The organism is Amycolatopsis sp. NPDC059235 (assembly GCF_042754125.1).
Classification (GTDB): domain Bacteria; phylum Actinomycetota; class Actinomycetes; order Mycobacteriales; family Pseudonocardiaceae; genus Amycolatopsis; species Amycolatopsis albidoflava.
Window position 1 is genome coordinate 118,763 of record NZ_JBHZAG010000014.1, and the last position, 21,347, is coordinate 140,109.

A 21,347-nucleotide genomic window follows, 5' to 3' on the forward strand; every position below is an offset into this window, starting at 1 on the left:
CGTGGGCCGGACGCGCCCACGTTCATGGCTAGGCCGAGCAACAACCCAGGCAGTGTCAAGCTCTCAAACGAAGTCCCTTCGGCGTCGCACGGAAGCCAGCTTCCTGCATGATCTCGGCCAGCTCAGACGTCAGCGCGTGCTCTCCGTCCGCGCGCTGGACGGCCAACTGGCCCAGCCATCCCTCCCGGACCGCAGTCGACAACGCCGCCGCGGCGGCCTGCAGTGAACCGCGTTCCTCAGTGAAGCTCAGCAAGGAGCGGCCGCCGCGTTCGACGTACAGGGCTGGGATTCCGTCGACCAGCACCGCCAGCGCTCCGGCCTTGCGCGCTGGCCGGTGTTTCGTGTCACCGGTTGCGGCGGGCCAGGACAGCGCCGCGCCGTACGGCTGTGCTGGATCCGCGGCGGCGAGAACTACGGCACGAGCGTTGTCGTTGCGGCCCGCGGCGGGTGCGGTGCTGGAGAGGGCGCGCAGCCGGTCGACTGCGCCCTTCGCGGCGAACTGTGCGGCGCCGAGACCTTCGACGACATAACCGCGGATGACCTGTCCGGTGTCTTCCATGCCGCGCAACACCTTGTAGATCCCGGAAAAACCGCCGGTGACCCGTTCGGTGTCGAGCGCGCCGCGGGTGAGGACGCCGTGCCGTTCCAGGAACGCCTCGGTGCGGGCATGTGCGCGACGCGTCGGCTCGGCCTCCCGAAGCGGGGTCAGCGCCCATCGGCCGGCCGCGGTCGGCGGCCCGGAGCGTGAGGGCATCGCCGGACGCCCGGCGCGCATGCGGGCGTACCGGCCGCGTGGTGCTTGCCGCCGCGGTTTGTGCGCGCCATGGCCGGCGACCTGCGCACGCAGCGGCGCGAGTGTGTCGCCGGTGACCAGCCCGGCCCACACCAGATCCCACAACGCGGCCAGTACGGCACCGTCGTCCGGCGGTTGCTCCAGGCCGGGGGTGACCCGGTCGACGAGTTGCCGGAAGAACAGCGCTCCGCCTTCCAACGTCGTCACGATCGCTTCGTGCAACGGGCTGGTCGGCGGATTCTCCTCGACCTCGGGCAGCAGCAGATCCGCGACGTCGGACGGAGCCAGCGCCAGCCAGCCGTCCCCGCCGGAGAGCGCGCCGCAGCCCGCCCAGGTGACCTCGCCCGCGGTGGTGAGTTCGTCGAGCAGCGCGGGGGAGTAGCCCGGCAACCGGCTGGGCAGGATCAGCGACTCCACCGCGCTCGCTGGCAGAGGCGCGCCTGCCAGTTGTTCGACCACCGACAGCACGTCGTCGGCCGTCGGCGCGGACCTCAGCCGCGCGCCGATTCCGTGCCATGCGGGCAAGAACCGGCCCAACGCCGCCGGTTCCACGGGCTCGACCTCTGCCCGCAGCCGGGCGAGCGACGCGCGCCGCAACCGCCGCAGTACGGCCGCGTCGCAGTATTCGACGCCCACGCCATGGGTTTCCGGATGCCCGACCGGACTCAGTTCGCCGCGGACGAGCCTGCCTTCACCGGTGAGCCGGTCGAGCACACCGGTGACGACGGCTGTGCCCAGCCCGAACCGATCTGCCGCAGCGGTCGCGGAGAACGGACCGTGAGTCCGCGCGTAGCGGCCGAGCAAATCGCCCACCGGATCCGCCACCGGCTCGGTGAACGCCTCGGGCACGCCGACCGGAAGCGCGACGCCCAGCGCGTCCCGCACCCGTCCGGCGTCCTCGATGGCCAGATACCGCTCCTCGCCGCCGATGCGCACCTGGATCGCACGCCGCGCCGAGGCGAGTTCCGCCAGCCATTCCGGCTGGATCCCTCGTTCCGCGGCTTCCGCGACGGACAGATCTCCGAGGAACCGAAGCAAGTCCGCCGCGTCCTCCGCCGACCTTGCGTGCCGGTCCGGATCGAGCCGCTGCAACGACCGTTCGACCTCGGCCACGGCCTCCGGATCGAGCAGCTCGCGAATCGCTTCCGTGCCCAGCAATTCGGCCAGCAGCGCGGAATCCAGCGACAACGCCGCGGCTCGCCGCTCGGCCAGCGGGGCGTCCGTCTCGTACAGGAACATTCCGACGTAGCCGAACAACAGGCTCCGTGCGAACGGCGACGCGGCCGGCGTCTCCACCTCGACCAGCCGCACCTTGCGCGCCCGGACGTCGGACATCAGCTCGCGCAGACCGCCGACGTCGTAAACGTCCTGCAGGACCTCGCGCATGGCCTCCAGCACGACCGGGAACCGCTCGTACTTCGCCGCCACCGACAACAGCTGCGACGCCCGTTGCCGTTGCTGCCACAACGGGGTCCGCCGCCGCGGATCACGCCGCGGCAGAAGCAGGGAGCGTGCCGCACACTCCCGGAAGCGCGCCGCGAAGACCGCCGAGCCGCCGACCTCCGCCACGATCAACTGCTCGACCTCCTCCGGATCCAGCAGGACGTCGTCGGCTCCGATGGTGACTTCTCCGCCGTCGGCGTCGAGTGCGTCGGGCAGCCGCAGCACGATGCCGTCGTCGGAGTGCGCCACCTGGGCGTCGACGCCGCGGTTTTCCCGCAGCCGCGCGGCGATCGCGAGCGCCCACGGAGCGTTGACCTGCGCGCCGAACGGCGAGTGCAGCACGATCCGCCAGTCGCCCAGCTCGTCGCGGTAGCGTTCGAGCAGGATGACCCGGTCGTTGGGCACGTGCCGGGTCGCCGACTTCTGTTCTTCCAGGTACGCCAGCAGGTTGTCGCAGGCGCGCTGGTCGAGCCCGGCCGCGGCGGCCCGGTCCCTCGCCGCCGCGGTGTCCGAAGTGGACAGTTCGCGGACGAACGCGCCGAGCGCCCGCCCCAGTTCCAGCGGCCGTCCCGCGGCGTCGCCCTTCCAGAACGGCATCCGGGCGGGCTGGCCGGGGGCGGGCACGACGATCACCCGGTCATGGGTGATGTCGGTGATCCGCCACGACGAGGTGCCGAGCAGGATCGTGTCGCCGACCCGCGATTCGTACACCATCTCCTCGTCGAACTCGCCCACGCGCGAGCCGGGTTTGCCTTCGTCGCCCGGCGTCATCACGGTGAACAGCCCGCGGTCCGGGATGGTGCCGCCGGACGTGACGGCCAGCCGCTGCGAACCCGGCCGCCCGTGCAGTTCGCCGCCGACCCGGTCCCACGTGATCCGCGCCCGCAGTTCGCCGAACTCCTCGCTCGGATAGCGGCCGGCGAGCATGTCGAGCACCGCGTGCAGCGCGTCGTCCGGCAGCGAGCTGAACGGTGCCGCCCGCCGGACCAGCGCCGCCAGCTCCGGCACCGTCCACGGTTCGAGCGCCACCATCGCCACGACGTGCTGGGCCAGCACGTCGAGCGGGTTGCGCGGGTACCGCACCGCCTCGATCGCCCCGGTCGCCATCCGCTCCGCGACCACCGCGCACGACACCAGATCGCCGCGGAACTTCGGGAACATCACGCCGGACGACACCGCGCCGACCTGGTGCCCGGCCCGGCCGACGCGCTGCAGTCCGGACGCCACGGTGGGCGGAGCCTCGATCTGCACGACCAGATCCACCGCGCCCATGTCGATGCCGAGTTCGAGCGACGACGTGGCCACCACGCACGGCAGCCGCCCGGACTTCAGCTCTTCTTCGACGTGAGTGCGCTGCTCGCGGGACATCGACCCGTGGTGCGCCCGCGCGATGACCGGCTCCGGACCCGACGTGACACCGGACTGCCCGACCGCCTCGGCCGGGAACGAGTCGCCCTGGGACAGACCGGCCTGCTCGGACGCGAGTTCGTTGAGCCGGGCGGTGAGCCGTTCGGTGAGCCGCCGCGAGTTGCCGAACACAATGGTGGAGCGGTGCGCGCGGATCAGCTCCAGCACCCGCTCCTCGACCGCGGGCCAGATCGACGGCCGCTTCACCGCCGCGCCCGCGACCTCTTCCTGGGTGCCGATTCCGCCTTCCGACGGCAACTGCGACAGCGACGTGAGGTCGTCGAGCCGCTCCATCGGCGACGGTGCCGGGCCGTCGAGGTTCGCCATGTCCTCGACGGGCACCTCCACCCGCACCTCGATGGTCTTCGCGAGTTTCGGCTGCACGACGGTGACCGGGCGGCCGCCGGCGAGGAACGCGCTCACCTCGTCGATCGGGCGCACGGTGGCCGACAGCCCGATGCGCTGGGCAGGCTTGGGCAGCAGCGCGTCGAGCCGTTCCAGCGACAACGCCAGGTGCGCGCCGCGTTTGCCGCCCGCGACGGCGTGCACCTCGTCGACGATCACCGTCTCGACACCCTTCAGCGATTCCCGTGCCGAGGACGTGAGGATGAGAAACAGCGACTCCGGCGTGGTGACCAGCACGTCCGGCGGGGTTTTCCCGAACGACCGGCGCTCCGCCGCCGTGGTGTCGCCGGTGCGCATGCCGACCTCGATCGCCGGCGCGGGCAGGCCGAGCCGGTGCGCGGCCTGCGAGATGCCCGCCAGCGGCGCGCGCAGGTTGCGCTGCACGTCGACCGCCAGCGCTTTCAGCGGCGAGACGTAGAGGATCCGGCACCGCTCGCGCGGATTCGCCGGCGGAGGTTCCGCCGCCAGCCGGTCCAGCGCCCACAGGAACGCGGACAGCGTCTTGCCGGACCCGGTGGGCGCCACGACCAGGGCGTGCTGCCCGGCGTGTGCGGCCCGCCAGGCCCCTTCCTGCGCGGCCGTCGGGGCGGCGAAGGCTCCGGCGAACCAGGTGCTGGTCGCCGGGGTGAAGAGGTCGAGGACGTCGTTTGCCACGGGATCCATCATGCGCGGTGCCCCCGACAATTTCCGGGGCCTTGGCAGAGCGGTCCGGGCCGGATCCGCTCGTGTGGGTGACCGATCGGCTTAGATCGCGTACTTCCACACGGTCAGCGAATAGGCCGAGTACCAGGCCCCGACCAGCACGAACACGGTCGTCGCGGCGATCATCGTGGACTTCTTGCGACCGGCCAGCCCCATCGCGACGGGCAGCAGGAGCGCGAAGTCCGGGAGCAGGAACCGCGACTTCAGGGCAGGCAGCCCGGCACTGCACAGGACCAGCACCACGACCCCCACCGCATACGCCGCCAACGGCCACGGCATCCGGCGGCCAGCCACCGCGATGACCGCGAGCGCGATCGCCGAGAGCGTCACGAGCACGACGAGCGTCTCCCACGCATTACCCGAGGTGAAAAGCGTCTGCGTGATCCACTTCCACGCTTCGGCACCGGTGTCGAAACGCGTGTTCCAGCCGCGGAGCTCCACGTCCTGCCAGCCGGTCAAACTGCCGGTCTGCACCGCGACGAACGCCCAGTACCCGAGCAGGCCGAGCGGTGCGACGAAGACGCACACCAGCGCGTTCCACCGCTGTCGGTTCCGCCACACGTCGACGGCCGCGGCGATCACCACGACAGCGACCAGCACGCACGCGGTGGACCGGGTGAGCCCGGCGAACAGCGTCGCGGTAGCAGCGAGGTACCACTTGCGTTCGAGCACGCCGACCAGCGCCCACGCGGCGCACGCGGTGAAGAGCGCCTCGGTCATCACCATGCTCTCGGCGATCGCCATCGGCGCGGCGCCCCACAACACAGCGAGCAGCAACCCCGCTCGATGGCTGTGGACGAACCGGCCGATTCGGTACATCGCCGTCGCCGCCGCGATTCCGGCGAGCGCCGACAGGAGGATGCCCGCGCCGAAGTACGACACCCCGGGCAGTTTCTCGAGCATGCCGGTCAAGGCCGGGTACAGCGGGAAGTACCCGTACGACGCGTCGGGATACGGCAGTCCGGCGGCGTCGAGCGGATTGCTCACGCCGGTGTAGCTGTGCTCCGCGATCTGCAGGTACCACCAGCCGTCCCAGGACTGCAGGCGTTCGCCCAACGGCAAGTCCCGGGGCGCGGCCATGGCGGCGAGCGCGCCGAGTCCGACCAGCCGCGCCACGAGGTACAGCACTGCCGCGTGCACGTAGCCGGAGCGGCTCCATTTGCCCGCCGCGACCCGCCATCGGTTCGCCGGACCGCTCGCCGCGGTCTGTCCGAACTGGTCCCGGCGAGTCTTGTCCACTAGCTCTGTCATTGCCTCCCCGTCCTCGGAAGACGAGACGTTCCGTTGTTTCCCGGGGTTGCGTGCGTCGCGAGTTTCGCGGGTCCGCACGCACGGTGACCGGGCACGTGGCAGCATCTCCGCCAGCGCTGCTTGAGTCGAGGGGAAATTACTGTGCGGATCCTGTCGGTGGACCTCGGGACGTCCAACACCGTTGCCGTCCTTTCCGCGCACGGCAGGCCGCCTCGCGTCGTAGAGGTCGACGGGTCGGCCAACATGCCCTCCGCGGTCTTCGCCGGGGAAGACCGCACGCTCATGGTCGGCCGGGACGCCGAACGTCGTGCGCGGCTCGACCCGACACGGTTCGAACCCAACCCTAAACGGCGCATCGACGAGCAGACGCTGCTGCTCGGCACAGACGTCGTGCCGGTCAACGAAGCGCTGGCCGCGATCCTGCGCCGGGTGCTCGACGAGACCACGCGCCAGCTCGGCGGGGAACAGCCGGACGAGGTCCGGCTCACACACCCCGCGCAGTGGGGTCCGGTGCGCCGCAACGTACTGCTGAGCGCGGCGCGGCTGGCTGGCATTCGCGGAAACGTAGTCCTCGTGCCGGAGCCGGTCGCCGCCGCGGCGCACTTCGCTTCGTTCCCTGAGCGCGCACTGGCTCCTGGACAGGCTCTCGCGGTGTACGACCTCGGCGCGGGCACCTTCGACGTCGCAGTCGTCGGCGCGAACCAGAACGGCTACACAGTGCTCGCCGAAGACGGTCTGCCCGACCTCGGCGGCCTCGACGTAGACCAAGCGCTGATGGTCCACGTCGGACGCGAGGTGTCGCACTCGGACCCGCAGCGTTGGCAGCGACTGCTTCGCCCCGAGTCCACTGCGGACCGGCGTACGCGACGCGCGCTGCAAGAAGACGTGAAGGCCGCGAAGGAAGCACTGTCTCGGCATCCGCAGACAGAGGTGCCGATGCCGGAGCCATTCAAGGACGTGCTCGTCACGCGCGGAGAGCTCGAAGGCTTGGTGCGTCCGGCCATGCTGCGCAGCGTGGAGCTGCTTTCGCGGACGCTGCGTTCGGCTGGGCTGACCTCGGATCGTCTCGTCGGCATCTACCTCGTCGGCGGTTCGAGCCGGTTGCCGCTGGTCGGGTCGATGATCGCGGAGAAGCTCGGCGTTGTCCCGACGAGCCTTGACCAGCCTGAGACTGCTGTCGCATTGGGTGCGCAGCATGTTGCTAAAGACGGACTGTCGATGCGTACGCAGAACGTCGAGGGCCAGGTGGCGTCAGGCGCGCCGTACGCGCCGCCTGTTGCGCCACAAGGCAACTACCCGGCGTACTCGCCGACGCAGCCACAGCAGATGCCGCCGTTCCAGCCTTCGCCGGCACCGTCCAACTTCCCGACGTACACGCCCGCTGCGCCGGAGAAGAAGAGTCGCACCAAGCTGTTGATCGGCATCGCGGCGGCTGTGGTGGTCGTGCTTGCCGCAGGGTTGACCGTGTTTCTCACGACACAGGGTTCGTCGGTGAAGACGTACACCGCTGACGAGTGCCGTACGCCGGGGCAAGCCGACTCGTCCGGACTGACCGGCTGCATGCGTCAACTGGCCGGCAAGGTCGCTGACAACGGCGGCTGCGCTCCCGGCATGGGCAACGGTCCGGCCGCGCCGGCGAAGAGCCTCGGAGCCGCGTCGACGTGCGCCGCGCCGGGACGCGCGGGCACTCAGGTGACGTACGTGCAGGGACAGTCGGCAGCGGAGCTGAAGCAGTACACCGACGGACTGCTGTCTTCCGCGGGCGGCGATCGCACCGAAGCGGACTGGAAGGGCAACGCCCTCGAAGGCCACTACGCGTCGGCGGCCGGGCAGTCGTCGGCAGTCCTCGTGTTCACCGTGAAGGACCGGCCCCTCGTCGGGTTCCTCTATCAGGTGAATTCCGGCGGGCAGGCGGCCACGCCGGGCGCGCTGGCCGACTACTTCGAACAGAACGTCCAGCCGGGGGAGTGATCCCCGGCGGAGCGGGAAAGCTAGCATTCGCCCGATGCGTATCACGGTGTTCCGACGGCTGATGGCCGAGGAGTTCGGGTCCGGACGCGCCGAGATGCTCGCCAAGGACCACGTGTTCAGCGGGCTCGGCGGGCGCACGGTCGAAGAGGCGCTGAACTCGGGGACGTCGGCCAAGGAGATCTGGCGAGCGGTCTGCGTCGAGTTCGAGGTGCCGCCGGAACGGCGCTGACCTGGGGGTTCCGGGTCCGGAAGCGGCGGAGGGCGAAAACCGCGCCGGATGGGCGTGTCGCTGTGAACCTCGAACACCTGTTCGTCTATGGTGTTGTGCACAACGGGGTCAGCGATCCACAGATCAGTCGCCGCGCCTGGAATTGTCGGTCCCTCCCCGTAGCGTCGGACCGGACAGAGCTTGAACCCCGGACGAGCTTGATCCGGACAACCGAACAGACACAGGCCCCAACCAGCGAGGTGGACTTCCATGCCAGCAGCACCCGACAAGGACAAGGCGCTCGAGCTTGCCCTTGCGCAGATCGACAAGCAGTACGGCAAGGGCTCGGTGATGCGCCTCGGCGAGGACAACCGCCCGCCCGTCTCCGTGATCCCCACCGGCGCGATCGCCCTCGACGTCGCGCTCGGCATCGGCGGCCTGCCCCGCGGCCGCGTCATCGAGGTCTACGGCCCGGAATCCTCCGGTAAGACCACGGTCGCCCTGCACGCGGTGGCGAACGCGCAGCGCAACGGCGGCATCGCGGCGTTCATCGACGCGGAGCACGCGCTGGACCCGGAGTACGCCAGGAAGCTCGGCGTCGACACCGACGCGCTGCTCGTGTCCCAGCCGGACACCGGCGAGCAGGCGCTGGAGATCGCGGACATGCTGATCCGCTCCGGCGCGCTCGACATCCTGGTCATCGACTCCGTGGCCGCGCTCGTGCCGCGCGCCGAGATCGAGGGCGAGATGGGCGATTCGCACGTCGGCCTCCAGGCCCGCCTGATGAGCCAGGCGCTGCGCAAGATGACCGGTGCGATGAACAACTCCGGCACCACCGCGATCTTCATCAACCAGCTGCGCGAGAAGATCGGCGTCATGTTCGGCTCGCCGGAGACCACGACCGGTGGCAAGGCGCTCAAGTTCTACGCCTCGGTCCGCCTCGACGTCCGCCGCATCGAAACGCTCAAGGACGGCGGCGAGCCGGTCGGCAACCGCACCCGCGTCAAGGTCGTCAAGAACAAGATGGCCCCGCCCTTCAAGCAGGCCGAGTTCGACATCCTCTACGGCGTGGGCGTCTCCCGCGAGGGCTCGCTCATCGACATGGGCGTCGACCAGGGCATTCTGCGCAAGTCGGGTGCCTGGTACACGTACGAGGGCGACCAGCTCGGCCAGGGCAAGGAGAACGCGCGGAAGTTCCTGCGCGACAACCCGGACATCGCCAACGAGATAGAGAAACGCATCAAGGAGAAGCTCAACATCGGCCCGCAGGTCGACGCCGAAGCCGAGGCAGTGCCCGCGCCGGTCGACTTCTGATCCGGGGAGGGGAGGGGATCGGCAGGTTCCCTCCCCGGTGCTCGGGTCTGGTGCCGGGCTGCCGCTGAAACCGGGGTTCCGGTGCGGTTTCGCCGCGACGGGATCTTCGGGCATGGCGGTGTTCCGGACGGAGGCGTCGGTGTCTTGCTTCCTGGTGGGGAGAGGGTTCCTTGACTGGGTGCGGGACGGTTGAGTGCGGCCGGCGGATTGTGAGCGATCGCGGTTGAGTGCGGTCGGCGGATCGTGAGCGGCTGCGGCTGAGCACGGTCAGCGGATTGTGAGCGGCTGCGGCTGAGTGCAGTCGGCGAATCGCGAGCGGTTGTGGCTGGGTGGGTCGGCAGATCGTGAGCTGGTTGCGGCTGGTCGGTCAGCGGCTCGTGACCGATTGCGGCCGGGGCCGGTCGGCGCGGTGTGCGCAAGCCGACTCGAGGCGGCGGGCGCGCGGGCTGCCGGTGCTGGAATTCGCCGGCGCGGAGGCTGGTCGCGTCCGGCCCGGTGTGAGTTTCGTCGACCGCGGTGCGGTCGGCTGAAGGCGAGACGGTGCTGAACCGGCGGTGTTCGGCACCGGGTGGAAAACGGTGTGGCGGTGCCGTCGTGCGAGGGCGGTGCCGGGAACGGGAGTGCGGTCGTGGCCAGGGCACCGAAGGTCGATCCGATGGAGTTGCCTCCGGAGGAGCGGGCCAAGAAGGCCAAGGAGATCTGCTTCGACCTCCTCGCCGCCCGGCCGCGGGCAGTCGAGGAGCTGCGGCAGACGTTGCGGCGCAAGGGTTTCGACAGCGAGACCAGCGAAACCCTGCTCGGCAAGCTGGACCGGGCCGGTCTCGTCAACGACGCCGAGTTCGCCGAAGCCTGGGTCCGCGACCGGCACGCCAACCAAGGGTTGTCGCGCACGGCGCTGGTCGCGGAGTTGCGGCGCAAGGGCGTCGACGACGAGATCGCGGCGCAAGCGGCGGAGGAAGTCGACCGGGAGTCCGAGGAGCAACGGGCTCGCGAGCTGGTGCGCAAACGGCTGAGGTCGCTCGGGAACGTCGACGAGCAGACCGCGATCCGCCGGCTGCTCGGGTTCCTCGCGCGCAAGGGCTATCCGCAAGGACTGGCGTACACGGTGATCCGCGACGAGCTTCGCGAGTTCGGCGCGGAATCCAGCCTGCTGGACGACGCGACGATCGACTGATCGGTCCGCGCCACCGAGAAACCCGCCACCTCCGACACGAAGGCGACGGGTTTCCGGAAGGGCTCAGCGCAGCGCGGCGGCTTCGGCGGCCAGCTTCTCGACAGCAGCGAAGTCCTTAGCCGACAGCAGCTTCGACGGCGTCAGCCACGATCCGCCGATGCAGCCGACGTTCGGCAGCGCCAGATACGACGGGGCCGACGACACCGTGATCCCGCCGGTCGGGCAGAACTGCAGCTGCGGCAGCGGCCCGGCGATCGACTTCAAGAACGCCGCGCCCCCGCTGGCCTCCGCCGGGAAGAACTTCAGGGCGCTCAACCCGCGTTCGGCCAGCCGCATCGCCTCCGACACCGTGGCCGCGCCCGGCAGGAACGGCAGGCCGGTGGCGAAGGCGGCGTCCAGCACCGCGTCCGTGCACCCCGGCGTCACCAGGAACTTCGCGCCCGCGTCGGCGGCCTGCTTCGCCTGCTCCGGCGACGTCACCGTGCCGGCGCCCACGACGATGTCCGGCACCTCCTTGGCGACCCGCTCGATCGCGGCCAGCGCGACCGGCGTGCGCAGGGTCAGCTCGATCACCCCGATCCCGCCGGCGTGCAGGGCGCGGGCCGTCGGGACCGCGTCGTCGACGTCGTCGATCACCACGACGGGCATCACGGGGGACAGGGCGAGCAGGTCCGTGCCGGTGGTCACTGACCGACCTCCTGGGTCTGGAGAGCGTAGGGGGACGCGTCCATTGTCCCGCTTCCGAATGGCGGAACGCCCCGGGCGAGGTCCAGCTCCGGCGTGAGCGCTCCGAACACGCTCGCGCCCTGGTCAGCCGGGCCGACCGCGCGGCGCAGCGCCCCGAACAGCTCCCGCCCGGTCCCGCTCCACGCGGCCTCCGACGGCGGAGCGTCCGCCAGGTCCCGCTGTGCCAGTTCGTCGTCCGCGACCAGCACGTCGAGCGTCCCGGACCGGGCGTCGAAGCGGACCATGTCGCCGTCGGCGATCCGGGCGATCGGCCCGCCCACCGCGGCCTCCGGCGTCACCTGGATCGCGGCCGGAACCTTGCCCGACGCCCCCGACATCCGCCCGTCGGTGAGCAGCGCGACCCGGAATCCGCGGTCCATCAGCACCCCCAACGCCGGGGTCAGACCATGCAGTTCCGGCATCCCGTTCGCCTGCGGACCCTGCTGCCGCAGCACCACGACGACGTCCCGGTCCAGCTCCCCGGCCTCGAACGCGACCCGGAACGCCTCCTGCGACGTGAACACCCGCGCCGGTGCCTCGACCACGCGGTGCTCCGGCGCGACCGCCGACACCTTCGTGACCGCCCGGCCCAAGTTGCCCTCCACCATCCGCAGTCCGCCGTCCGGCGCGAACGGCCGCCACACCGGACGCAGCACCTCTTCGTCGAGGCTGCGCGTCGGCACGTCTCGCCACACCAGTTCGCCGTCCGACAGGATCGGCTCCTGTGTGTACCGGCGCAGGCCGGGACCCGCGACGGTGAGTACGTCCTCGTGCAGCAGTCCCGCGTCGAGCAGAGTGCCGACGAGGAACTGGATGCCGCCGGCCGCGTGGAAGTGGTTGATGTCCGCGCTGCCGTTCGGATACACCCGCGCGAGCAGCGGCACGACCGCCGACAGGTCCGAGAAGTCGTCCCAGCTCAGCTGAATCCCGGCCGCCGCGGCGATCGCCACCAGGTGCATCGTGTGGTTTGTCGACCCGCCAGTGGCCAGTAGCGCGACGATGCCGTTCACGAACGCTTTTTCGTCCAGCACCTGCGAAATCGGCGTGTACGCCTCTCCTCGCGACAGCTCGACGACCCGCCGCCCGGCCTCTTCAGTGAGCGCCTGGCGCAACGGCGTGTTGGGTGGCACGAAGCTGGCGCCCGGCAAGTGCAGGCCCATCACCTCGACCACCATCTGGTTCGAGTTGGCGGTGCCGTAAAACGTGCAGGTGCCAGCGGAGTGATACGACGCAGCTTCCGCGTCGAGCAGGTCTTCCCGCGTCGCGAGCCCCTCCGCGTAGAGCTGACGCACTCGCGCTTTTTCCTTGTTAGGCAGGCCGGAATTCATCGGCCCGGCAGGCACGAGGACCGCGGGAAGATGCCCGAACGACAGCGCGCCGATCAACAGCCCCGGCACGATCTTGTCGCACACACCGAGCAGCAACGCCGCGTCGAACATGTCGTGGGACAACGCGATCGCCGTCGCCATCGCGATCACTTCGCGGCTGAAGAGCGACAACTCCATGCCCGCCCGGCCTTGCGTGATGCCGTCGCACATCGCGGGCACCCCACCCGCGAACTGCGCGACCCCGCCAGCCTCACGGACAGATTTCTTCAGCCACGCAGGGTATTCCTGCATTGGCTGGTGCGCGGAGAGCATGTCGTTGTAGGAGGACACGATCGCGACGCCGGGCGCGCGCAGCTGCCGCAGCGCCTGCTTGTCGACGCCGTCCATCGCGGCGAAACCGTGCGCGAGGTTGCTGCAAGCGAGGCCGCGGCGGACCGGCCCCTCCTCGAAAGCGGCCGCGCTGCGGGCGAGGTACGCCGCGCGCGTGTCCGCACTGCGCTCGGCGATCCGGTCGGTGACGTCGGCGAGAACGCGGTGCACCGCGGCGGTCGGGTTCGGGCTGCTGCTCATCTCAAGCTCCCGGCTCGTGACGGGTTCGCGAGACGGCGGCGCTGGCGTCGCGGGAACGTGACGGTGCACACGGTAACCCGAAAACCCGCCGGAAACAAAATCGATTCAGAAGCCCCCTATGGGGTGACCGAAGAGGGCTGGTGGCGAGGCGGTCGCGCTGGCTCGGGATGCGCGGCAGGCACCGACGAAGCCGGCGGCATGGCCGGGATTCCGCCGTGGAGCTGGGGCGCGGGGTCCAACCGACAGGGTTCGCGGCTGCTGCGGAGCACCCCGTCGAGGTCTCGTCTGCGGCTGATGACGGCGTGAATAGGTGTCAGCAGTTTGGGACAGGCACTATCCGCGGCTGGAGGTGACAGCGGATGCGAGATTCGGAGATGCCCGCTCCGTACGAGCGTGTTTTGGGCATGGCATTGCGGAATGCCCGGATCGAGGCGAGCTTCGGCTTGCGCGAGCTGGGCCGGTGGATCGGGGTCGACCCGGCGCTGCTCTCGTGCTGGGAGCTGGGCCACCGGGTTCCGACGCAGGAGGACGTGGCGGGGGTGCTGGGCGCGCTCGGAGTGGTCGGCGAGCAGAAGGCGAGGATCATGGCGCTGACGCGCGAGCTGGCGGGGTCGAGCTGGGTCATGCGCGGGTCGCAGGCGGACACGGCACACTACGCGATCTTGTCCGGGCACGAACGGAACGCGGATTCGGTCACGGTGTGGGCTCCGTTGCAGATCCCGGATTTGCTGCAGATCCCCGACTACGCGCGGCTGGCGTTCGGTCCAGGGCTGCGGGACAAGGAAATCCTGGAACAGGTCGTGGAGAACCGCTTGAGCCGCAACAGGATTCTGTTCGGCGCGGAGGCGATCGAAGCGCAGCTGTTCGTCGGGACCGAGGCGCTGCGGAACCACTTCGGCGATGCCGAGGTAATGCTGCGGCAGGCGCGGTACCTCATGGAGATTTCGCAGACGGTGAAGATCCGGCTCGTCCCGAGCCATGCCGTGACGGAAGGTGCGTTCAGCTGGTACCGACAGCGGGACGAGACGGAAATCGTGTACTGCCCGCACCATCGCGCCGGTGTCTTCCTGGTCGGCCGGCAGGCCGCCCCGTACGCGGAAACCATCGAGCGGCTGGCCGAGTCCGCGCTGTCACGAGCGGACTCGCTGCGCCAGCTGTCAGCCGCGGCGGCCGGGTTCGCGGAGGAGGTGAAAACCCAGCGGCTGGCGAACGAGGCCGGACTGACGAAGCTCTTGGCGGGCGACGATCCGGCGGACTAGCAGCCTGTCGCGTGGGGTGATCTTCGGGTGACTCTCTGTTTGCTGGCAGGAATGTTCCGTCCAGCGACAGGCAGTCGTCGGCGGCCTCGAGTTGCGCGGCTGACGGCCCAGTGGCGGCCCGAACCCCCACTTTCGGCCCCTATCTGGCCGTGAGTCCCCAGGTCAACCGGTACAGGATGCTTCTTTCTGGTAAATGTGCTACTTGTCACAGTGCACCGCGCGAGGCAGAGTCGTACTTGGCGACGTTGATCGTCACCCGAACTGCCGGCCCCACCATCAGGGAGGCTTCCGATGTCCACCACAGAGATCGCCGAACTCCGGCGCACCATCGGCCAGTTGCGGCAGTGCGTGGGCGCATTGCGATCGCGCTACGGCGACGCGTCCGCGGTGCGCCGGCTGGCCAACGACGTCGAGCGGCTCGACATCGACACCGCCGACCTGGACGGGCACCCGCCCGCTGTGCCCGCGCAGGCGAAAGCCGTCGAACGCGTTCCGGTTCCTGACACTCCCTACGATCCCGCGCTGTGGAGCGGCGCAGACGACGAAGGTGTCGGTGGCTACAAGCGCGACCAGCGGTGAGCGCCCCCGCTGACAACGACGTCAGCCGCGCCCCCACCGGCGTTCGAGCGCCGGGGCGGGCGCGGCTCGCCGCCCGGACACTGCGCACCGACCGGTGGTGGCTGTCGCCCCTGCTCACTGTGCTGGGGCTGGCCACCTTCGTCGTTTACGCGACTGTCCGGGCATTCGTGCGCACCGCGTACTGGGTGCCCGAATACCACTATCTGACGCCGTTTTACTCCCCGTGCGTGTCCACTTCCTGCGTCGAAGGATCCAGCCACTTCGGGCACTGGTTCGGCGAGATGCCGTCCTGGTTGCCGCTCGGCGTGCTTGTACTGCCGTTCCTGCTCGGGTTCCGGTTGACCTGCTACTACTACCGCAAGGCCTACTACCGCTCGGTGTGGTTCTCCCCACCTGCCTGCGCGGTCGCCGAACCGCACGCGCGCTACACCGGCGAGACGCGGCTGCCGTTGATCGTGCAGAACGTGCACCGGTACTTCTTCTACGTCGCGTGCGTCGTCTCGCTCGTCAACACCTACGACGCCATCGTCGCCTTCCAGAGTCCCACCGGGTTCGGCTTCGGGCTCGGCAACGTGATTCTCGTGCTGAACGTCGTGCTGCTGTGGGCGTACACGCTCTCCTGCCACTCGTGCCGGCACGTCACCGGCGGGCGGCTCAAGCATTTCTCGAAACATCCCGTCCGGTACTGGATCTGGACGCAGGTCACGAAGCTCAACACGCGGCACATGGCCCTCGCGTGGACGACGCTCGGCACGCTCGTGCTGACCGACTTCTACGTGATGCTCGTGTCCAGCGGTGCGATCTCGGACCTGCGATTCGTGGGCTGAACCCCGGAAATCCAGCAGCGCAAGGCAGTTCTCCCCAGCTCGTGAGGTGGCTTATTCCATGACCGAGGTCGAACGGCACAGCTACGACGTGGTGGTGATCGGTGCCGGCGGCGCCGGTCTGCGCGCGGTGATCGAAGCGCGCGAACGCGGTTTCAGCGTCGCGGTGGTGTGCAAATCCCTTTTCGGCAAAGCGCACACGGTGATGGCCGAGGGCGGCTGCGCGGCGTCGATGGGCAACGCGAACTCGAACGACAACTGGCAGGTGCACTTCCGCGACACCATGCGCGGCGGGAAGTTCCTCAACAACTGGCGGATGGCCGAACTGCACGCCCGGGAAGCGCCGGACCGCGTCTGGGAGCTGGAGACGTACGGCGCGCTTTTCGACCGCACCGCGGACGGGCGGATCAGTCAGCGCAACTTCGGCGGGCACACCTATCCGCGGCTCGCGCATGTCGGCGACCGCACCGGGCTCGAGCTGATCCGCACGATGCAGCAGAAGATCGTTTCGCTGCAGCAGGAGGATTTCAAGAAGTACGGCGACTACGAGGCCCGGATCAAGGTCTTCGCCGAATGCACGGTCACCGAACTGCTGCTGGACAACGGCGCGGTCGCCGGGGCGTTCGGTTACTGGCGCGAGAGCGGGCGGTTTGTGCTGTTCGAGGCGCCCGCGGTGGTGCTCGCGACGGGCGGCATCGGCAAGTCGTTCAAGGTGACGTCGAATTCGTGGGAGTACACCGGCGACGGGCACGCGCTGGCCCTTCGCGCCGGCGCGAAGCTGATCAACATGGAGTTCGTGCAGTTCCATCCGACCGGGATGGTCTGGCCGCCGAGCGTGAAGGGCATCCTCGTCACCGAGGGCGTGCGCGGCGACGGCGGGGTGCTCAAGAACTCCGAGGACAAGCGGTTCATGTTCGAGTACGTGCCCGAGGTGTTCAAGGGCCAGTACGCGGACAGCGAGGGCGAGGCCGACCGCTGGTACACCGACCAGGAGAACAACCGCCGCACGCCGGACCTGCTGCCGCGCGACGAGGTGGCGCGGGCGATCAACTCCGAGGTCAAGGAGGGGCGCGGGTCCCCGCACGGCGGCGTGTTCCTGGACATCGCGAGCCGGCTGCCCGCCGAGGAGATCCAGCGGCGGCTGCCGTCGATGTACCACCAGTTCAAGGAACTGGCCGACGTCGACATCACCAAGGAGGCCATGGAGGTCGGTCCGACCTGCCACTACGTGATGGGCGGCGTGGAGGTCGACCCGGACACCGGCGCGGCGAGCGTGCCCGGGCTGTTCGCGGCGGGGGAGTGCTCCGGCGGCATGCACGGGTCGAACCGGCTCGGCGGCAATTCGCTGTCGGACCTGCTCGTGTTCGGCAGGCGAGCCGGGCTGGGCGCGGCGTCCTATGTGGACGGTCTCAAGGACCGGCCCGCGGTTTCGCAGTCCGATGTGGACACCGCGGCCGCGATGGCGCTCGAACCGTTCAACCCGCCCGCCGAGGGCGCTCCGGAGAACCCGTACACGCTGCACACCGAGCTGCAGCAGTCGATGAACGACCTGGTCGGCATCATCCGCAAGGCCGGCGAAATCCGGCAGGCGCTGGAAAAACTCGCGAATATCCGCCGGCGCGTGGGACAGGTGGAGGTGGAAGGCCACCGGCAGTTCAACCCCGGCTGGCACCTTGCGCTCGACCTGCGGAACATGCTGCTGGTGAGCGAATGCGTCGCCCGCGCCGCGCTGACCCGCACGGAAAGCCGCGGCGGCCACACTCGCGACGACTACCCGTCGATGGACGCGGACTGGCGGCACCGGCTGCTCGTCTGCTCCGCGCGGCCGGGCGACAACCCGCTCGTGCCGGACGTCGACGTGGCCGTGAAGGAACAGGTCCCGATGCGGCCGGACTTGCTGGAGCTGTTCGAACTCGACGAGCTGGGCAAGTACTTCACCGACGGCGAGCTGGAGACCCACCCCGGGAGGACCGCGTGAGCTACCAGGCGAAGTTCCGCGTGTGGCGAGGCGACGCGACCGGCGGCGACCTGCAGGACTTCACCGTCGAGGTGAACGAGGGCGAGGTCGTGCTCGACATCATCCACCGGCTGCAGGCCACCCAGGCCGCCGACCTCGCCGTGCGCTGGAACTGCAAGGCAGGCAAATGCGGCTCCTGCTCGGCGGAGATCAACGGCAGGCCGCGGCTGCTGTGCATGACGCGCATGTCGACGTTCACCGAGGCCGAGGTCGTGACGGTCACGCCGATGCGCACGTTCCCGGTGATCCGCGACCTCGTCACCGACGTGTCGTTCAACTACACGAAGGCTCGCGAGATCCCGTCCTTCACCCCGCCGGAGGGGCTGAAACCCGGCGAGTACCGGATGCAGCAGGTGGATGTCGAGCGCTCGCAGGAGTTTCGCAAGTGCATCGAGTGCTACCTGTGCCAGAACACCTGCCACGTCGTCCGCGACCACGAGGAGAACAAGGAGAGCTTCGCCGGGCCTCGTTACCTCATGCGGATCGCCGAGCTGGAGATGCACCCGCTGGACGTCGCCGACCGCCGCGACGCCGCCCAGGACGAGCACGGGCTCGGGCTCTGCAACATCACCAAATGCTGCACCGAGGTGTGCCCGGAAGGCATCCACATCACCGACAACGCGCTGATCCCGATGAAGGAACGCGTCGCCGACCGCAAGTACGACCCGATCGTCTGGCTGGGGGACAAGCTGTTCCGCCGTAACCGGTGAGCGATTCCCGCTGTGGTGGCGGGTTTCGTGCGCTGCGGGGCTCGTTCACGTGGTCGCGGGCTTGTGCACGTTGGCCCCGGACGTGCGCGCGGGCTGCGTTCGCGCGGGCCTCGGGCCTGCTCGCTCCGCGGGTGGCGGGTCTGTGCGGGCTGGCCAGGCCTGTTCGCTCGCGGGCTCCTGACGTCGTCGCTCGTCGGCTGGGAACGTGGTTCGTTCGCGGCTGCGGGCGTATTCAGTTGTGGTTGGGCGATAGGCGGTTCCTCCTGAGCTGTCGACAGCGGGCGTGGCGGCATGGACCGGACACAGCCAGGCCGGATGCCCGGCTGGTGCACGCGGAGCGCGTCTCGGCGCGGTTCGCCAGGGTTCCTTGTTCCGGCGGATGGGGCGGCTCGATCTCGCCGTGCGCCGGCGAGGTCGAAGCCGACCAGGGCGCGGACCAACGCACGGGAGCGATCAAGGAACCTGCGCGGCCGCCGCGAGAATGCTCGCGGCCTCATGCCACAGAACTTGCTTTGATGCCATCAACGTTAGCAGCGCCCGAGAACTGGCCGCATCACTCGATCGGCTCGATCGCAGAGACGGTGATGCCCCTTGCCGGAGAAGGACTTCCCGAAAGGACCAAACCTATGATCACCGGCGCCCACGTGATCCTCTACAGCAAGGACGCGGCAGCAGACCGAGAGTTCCTCCGGGACGTACTGGACCTAGGCCACGTCGACGCAGGCGACGGATGGCTCATTTTCCGTTTACCCCCAACGGAACTAGCAGTACACCCGACCGAAGGACAACCACAGCAGGAGTTCTACCTGATGTGCGACGACCTCGACGAAACAGTCCGACAGCTGACCGAGAAGGGGGCCGAAGTGGACGGTGAAGTCGCAAGAGCCTCGTGGGGAACGCGGGCGTCGATCCGGCTGCCCAGCGGCAGCGTCCTCCCGCTGTACCAGCCGCGACATCCGACAGCGCACAGCTAAAACAAGAAACCCCCGGCGCCGCAACGAAAGCGGCGCCGGGGGCGTCGAGCGAAAGACGAACGAACCGTCAGAAAGGGCCTCCGCGCAGGCCGCCGGTCGCCGCAGCGGTGAGGTCCGCGGCGTCCTTGGCCCCCGTGTCGATGTGCTTCTTCGAACGCCGGTTGCGTCGCTCCAAGTACGTCGCGAGCGCGGTCAGCAGCAGGCACATCGCGATGTAGATCGCGGCGGCCACAATCGTCGACGGGACGATCGGACGGCCGAAGTCGCCCTGGCTGCCGATGTAGCGGGCGTAGTACAGCAGCTCCGGGTACGTCACCAGGAAGCCGAGCGCGGTGTCCTTGAGCAGCACCACCAGCTGGCTGATGATCGTCGGCAGCATCGCGCGCAGCGCCTGCGGCAGCAGGACCGTGAACATCACCTGGGTCTTGCGCATGCCGAGCGCGTACGCGGCTTCGCTCTGGCCCTTCGGCAGCGACTGGATGCCCGCGCGGAACACCTCCGCCAGCACCGAGCCGTTGTACAGCGTCAGGCCGAGCACCACCGCGAACAGCGGCGACGTGTCCACGCCGAGGGTCGGGAGGCCGTAGTAGAACAGGAACATCAGGATCAGCAGCGGGATCGCGCGGAAGAACTCCACGATGAACGTGCAGAACCCGCGCACCCACGCGTGATCGGAGAGCCGTCCGGCGGCGAACACCGCGCCGAACACGATGGCCAGCACCGCGCCCAGTGCGAACGCCTTCACGGTCGCCAGCACGGCGGTCGCGAGGTCGCTCTGCACCTGGGAGTACTGCAGCCACTCCCACTTGCGGCCGGAGAACTGGCCGCTGTCGATGAAGCGGTAGATCACGAACGCGATCAGCGCCGCCACCACGAGGATGCCGAGCACCGCGTAAATCCGGTGCCGCATCCGCGCTTTCGGGCCCGGGGTGTCGAAAAGAACCGTGCTCATCGGGCCACGCTCCAGCGCTTCTCCAGGCTGCGCTGCACCAGCGACAGCACCGACACGAGGATGATGAAGCCGAGTGCCACCCACAGCAGCGCGATCATCTGGTTGTCGCCGCGCTCGGACACGTACTGCCGGATCGCGCCGGCCTCGGCGACCGAGAACCCGCTGGCGATCGTCGTGTTCTTCAGCAGCGCGATGAGCATGCTGACGAGCGGCGGCACCACCGACCGCAGGGCCTGCGGGAGGACGATGCCGCCGAGGATCTGCCCGGACGACAGGCCCAGCGCGCGGCCCGCCTCGGCCTGGCCGATCGGCACCGTGTTGATGCCCGAGCGCACGACCTCGCAGATGAACGCCGACGTGTAGATCGTCAGCGCCACCGCGGCGGTCGGGAAGTAGTCGATCTTGACGATGTCGAGCAGCGGGTAGGCGAACACGAGGAACGCGAACACCAGCGTCAGCGGCGTGTTGCGCAGGACGGTGACGTAGGTCGTGCCGATCGCGCGCAGCATCGGGACCGGGCTCACCCGCAGCATCGCGAGGATCGTGCCCAGCACCAGGCTGCACGCTCCCGCGATCAGGAACAGTTCGATCGTGGTCAGGAAGAACGGACCGAAGAGGTCCAGATTGTCGAGCAGGACGTCCATGGAGCCTTCCCCGCGTCCGTGTGCCGATAGTGGGTGTGCGGCGGGGGGGGGGGGGAAGGGGTGGCCCCCCGCCGCCCGGGGAGGGGAGTAAAGGGA

At 69.3% G+C, this 21,347-nt stretch carries 16 protein-coding genes; 10 read left to right on the plus strand and 6 right to left on the minus strand.

Annotated elements, in window-relative coordinates:
* Positions 1 to 55: 55 nt before the first annotated feature.
* Positions 56 to 4,711 (minus strand): ATP-dependent helicase, encoded by a 4,656-nt coding sequence (locus ACFXI3_RS13010; RefSeq protein ID WP_378399661.1) that lies wholly within the window; start codon positions 4,709 to 4,711, stop codon positions 56 to 58.
* 81 nt (positions 4,712 to 4,792) lie between these two features.
* Positions 4,793 to 6,001 carry a hypothetical protein gene (locus ACFXI3_RS13015; RefSeq protein ID WP_378399652.1) on the minus strand — a complete coding sequence of 403 codons (1,209 nt, stop codon included), beginning with the start codon at positions 5,999 to 6,001 and terminating at the stop codon, positions 4,793 to 4,795.
* A 141-nt stretch (positions 6,002 to 6,142) separates the two neighbouring features.
* On the opposite strand from ACFXI3_RS13015, the gene ACFXI3_RS13020 reads away from it, so the two are divergent.
* The 4 genes from ACFXI3_RS13020 (at position 6,143) to ACFXI3_RS13035 (ending at position 10,668) form a co-directional block, all read left to right on the plus strand.
* Positions 6,143 to 7,972 (plus strand): Hsp70 family protein, encoded by a 1,830-nt coding sequence (locus ACFXI3_RS13020; RefSeq protein ID WP_378399653.1) that lies wholly within the window; start codon positions 6,143 to 6,145, stop codon positions 7,970 to 7,972.
* A 34-nt stretch (positions 7,973 to 8,006) separates the two neighbouring features.
* Complete coding sequence (locus ACFXI3_RS13025) at positions 8,007 to 8,201, plus strand: DUF3046 domain-containing protein (protein WP_344268025.1); 195 nt, start codon at positions 8,007 to 8,009, stop codon at positions 8,199 to 8,201.
* A 249-nt stretch (positions 8,202 to 8,450) separates the two neighbouring features.
* The gene (gene recA, locus ACFXI3_RS13030; RefSeq protein WP_344268023.1) at positions 8,451 to 9,494 is read left to right on the plus strand and encodes a recombinase RecA; all 1,044 of its coding nucleotides are present in this window, start codon (positions 8,451 to 8,453) and stop codon (positions 9,492 to 9,494) included.
* 655 nt (positions 9,495 to 10,149) lie between these two features.
* On the plus strand, positions 10,150 to 10,668 hold the full coding sequence (locus tag ACFXI3_RS13035) for a regulatory protein RecX (protein ID WP_344268021.1): 519 nt from the start codon (positions 10,150 to 10,152) through the stop codon (positions 10,666 to 10,668).
* Positions 10,669 to 10,731: 63 nt separating this feature from the next.
* Here ACFXI3_RS13035 and eda read toward each other — a convergent pair whose 3' ends face one another.
* Together eda and edd are read right to left on the minus strand one after the other, a co-directional pair.
* Positions 10,732 to 11,355, minus strand: coding sequence for a bifunctional 4-hydroxy-2-oxoglutarate aldolase/2-dehydro-3-deoxy-phosphogluconate aldolase (gene eda / locus ACFXI3_RS13040; RefSeq protein ID WP_378399654.1), 624 nt, complete (start codon positions 11,353 to 11,355; stop codon positions 10,732 to 10,734).
* Entirely contained in the window at positions 11,352 to 13,292 is a 1,941-nt protein-coding gene (gene edd, locus ACFXI3_RS13045) for a phosphogluconate dehydratase (protein WP_378399655.1), read from the minus strand. The genes eda and edd overlap by 4 nt, the downstream gene beginning before the upstream one ends.
* A 359-nt stretch (positions 13,293 to 13,651) precedes the next feature.
* Between edd and ACFXI3_RS13050 the strand changes: the two genes are divergently transcribed.
* From ACFXI3_RS13050 to ACFXI3_RS13075, 6 genes are all read left to right on the plus strand, one after another.
* Positions 13,652 to 14,551 (plus strand): helix-turn-helix domain-containing protein, encoded by a 900-nt coding sequence (locus tag ACFXI3_RS13050; RefSeq protein WP_378399656.1) that lies wholly within the window; start codon positions 13,652 to 13,654, stop codon positions 14,549 to 14,551.
* 291 nt (positions 14,552 to 14,842) lie between these two features.
* Entirely contained in the window at positions 14,843 to 15,130 is a 288-nt protein-coding gene (locus ACFXI3_RS13055; RefSeq protein ID WP_009075085.1) for a hypothetical protein, read from the plus strand.
* Positions 15,127 to 15,957, plus strand: coding sequence for a hypothetical protein (locus tag ACFXI3_RS13060; RefSeq protein ID WP_344267989.1), 831 nt, complete (start codon positions 15,127 to 15,129; stop codon positions 15,955 to 15,957). Before ACFXI3_RS13055 ends, ACFXI3_RS13060 begins: the two co-directional genes overlap by 4 nt.
* A gap of 58 nt (positions 15,958 to 16,015) precedes the next feature.
* Positions 16,016 to 17,932: a fumarate reductase/succinate dehydrogenase flavoprotein subunit gene (locus ACFXI3_RS13065; protein ID WP_378399657.1), complete on the plus strand. Its 1,917-nt coding sequence runs from the start codon at positions 16,016 to 16,018 to the stop codon at positions 17,930 to 17,932.
* Positions 17,929 to 18,681, plus strand: a complete 753-nt coding sequence (locus ACFXI3_RS13070; RefSeq protein WP_344267985.1) for a succinate dehydrogenase/fumarate reductase iron-sulfur subunit — start codon at positions 17,929 to 17,931, stop codon at positions 18,679 to 18,681. Before ACFXI3_RS13065 ends, ACFXI3_RS13070 begins: the two co-directional genes overlap by 4 nt.
* A 626-nt stretch (positions 18,682 to 19,307) precedes the next feature.
* On the plus strand, positions 19,308 to 19,655 hold the full coding sequence (locus ACFXI3_RS13075) for a VOC family protein (protein ID WP_378399658.1): 348 nt from the start codon (positions 19,308 to 19,310) through the stop codon (positions 19,653 to 19,655).
* Positions 19,656 to 19,722: 67 nt separating this feature from the next.
* Here the strand turns inward: ACFXI3_RS13075 and ACFXI3_RS13080 are convergent, their stop codons facing one another.
* Positions 19,723 to 20,607, minus strand: coding sequence for an amino acid ABC transporter permease (locus ACFXI3_RS13080; protein ID WP_344267981.1), 885 nt, complete (start codon positions 20,605 to 20,607; stop codon positions 19,723 to 19,725).
* Positions 20,604 to 21,251, minus strand: a complete 648-nt coding sequence (locus tag ACFXI3_RS13085; protein ID WP_344267979.1) for an amino acid ABC transporter permease — start codon at positions 21,249 to 21,251, stop codon at positions 20,604 to 20,606. The genes ACFXI3_RS13080 and ACFXI3_RS13085 overlap by 4 nt, the downstream gene beginning before the upstream one ends.
* Positions 21,252 to 21,347: the final 96 nt, after the last annotated feature.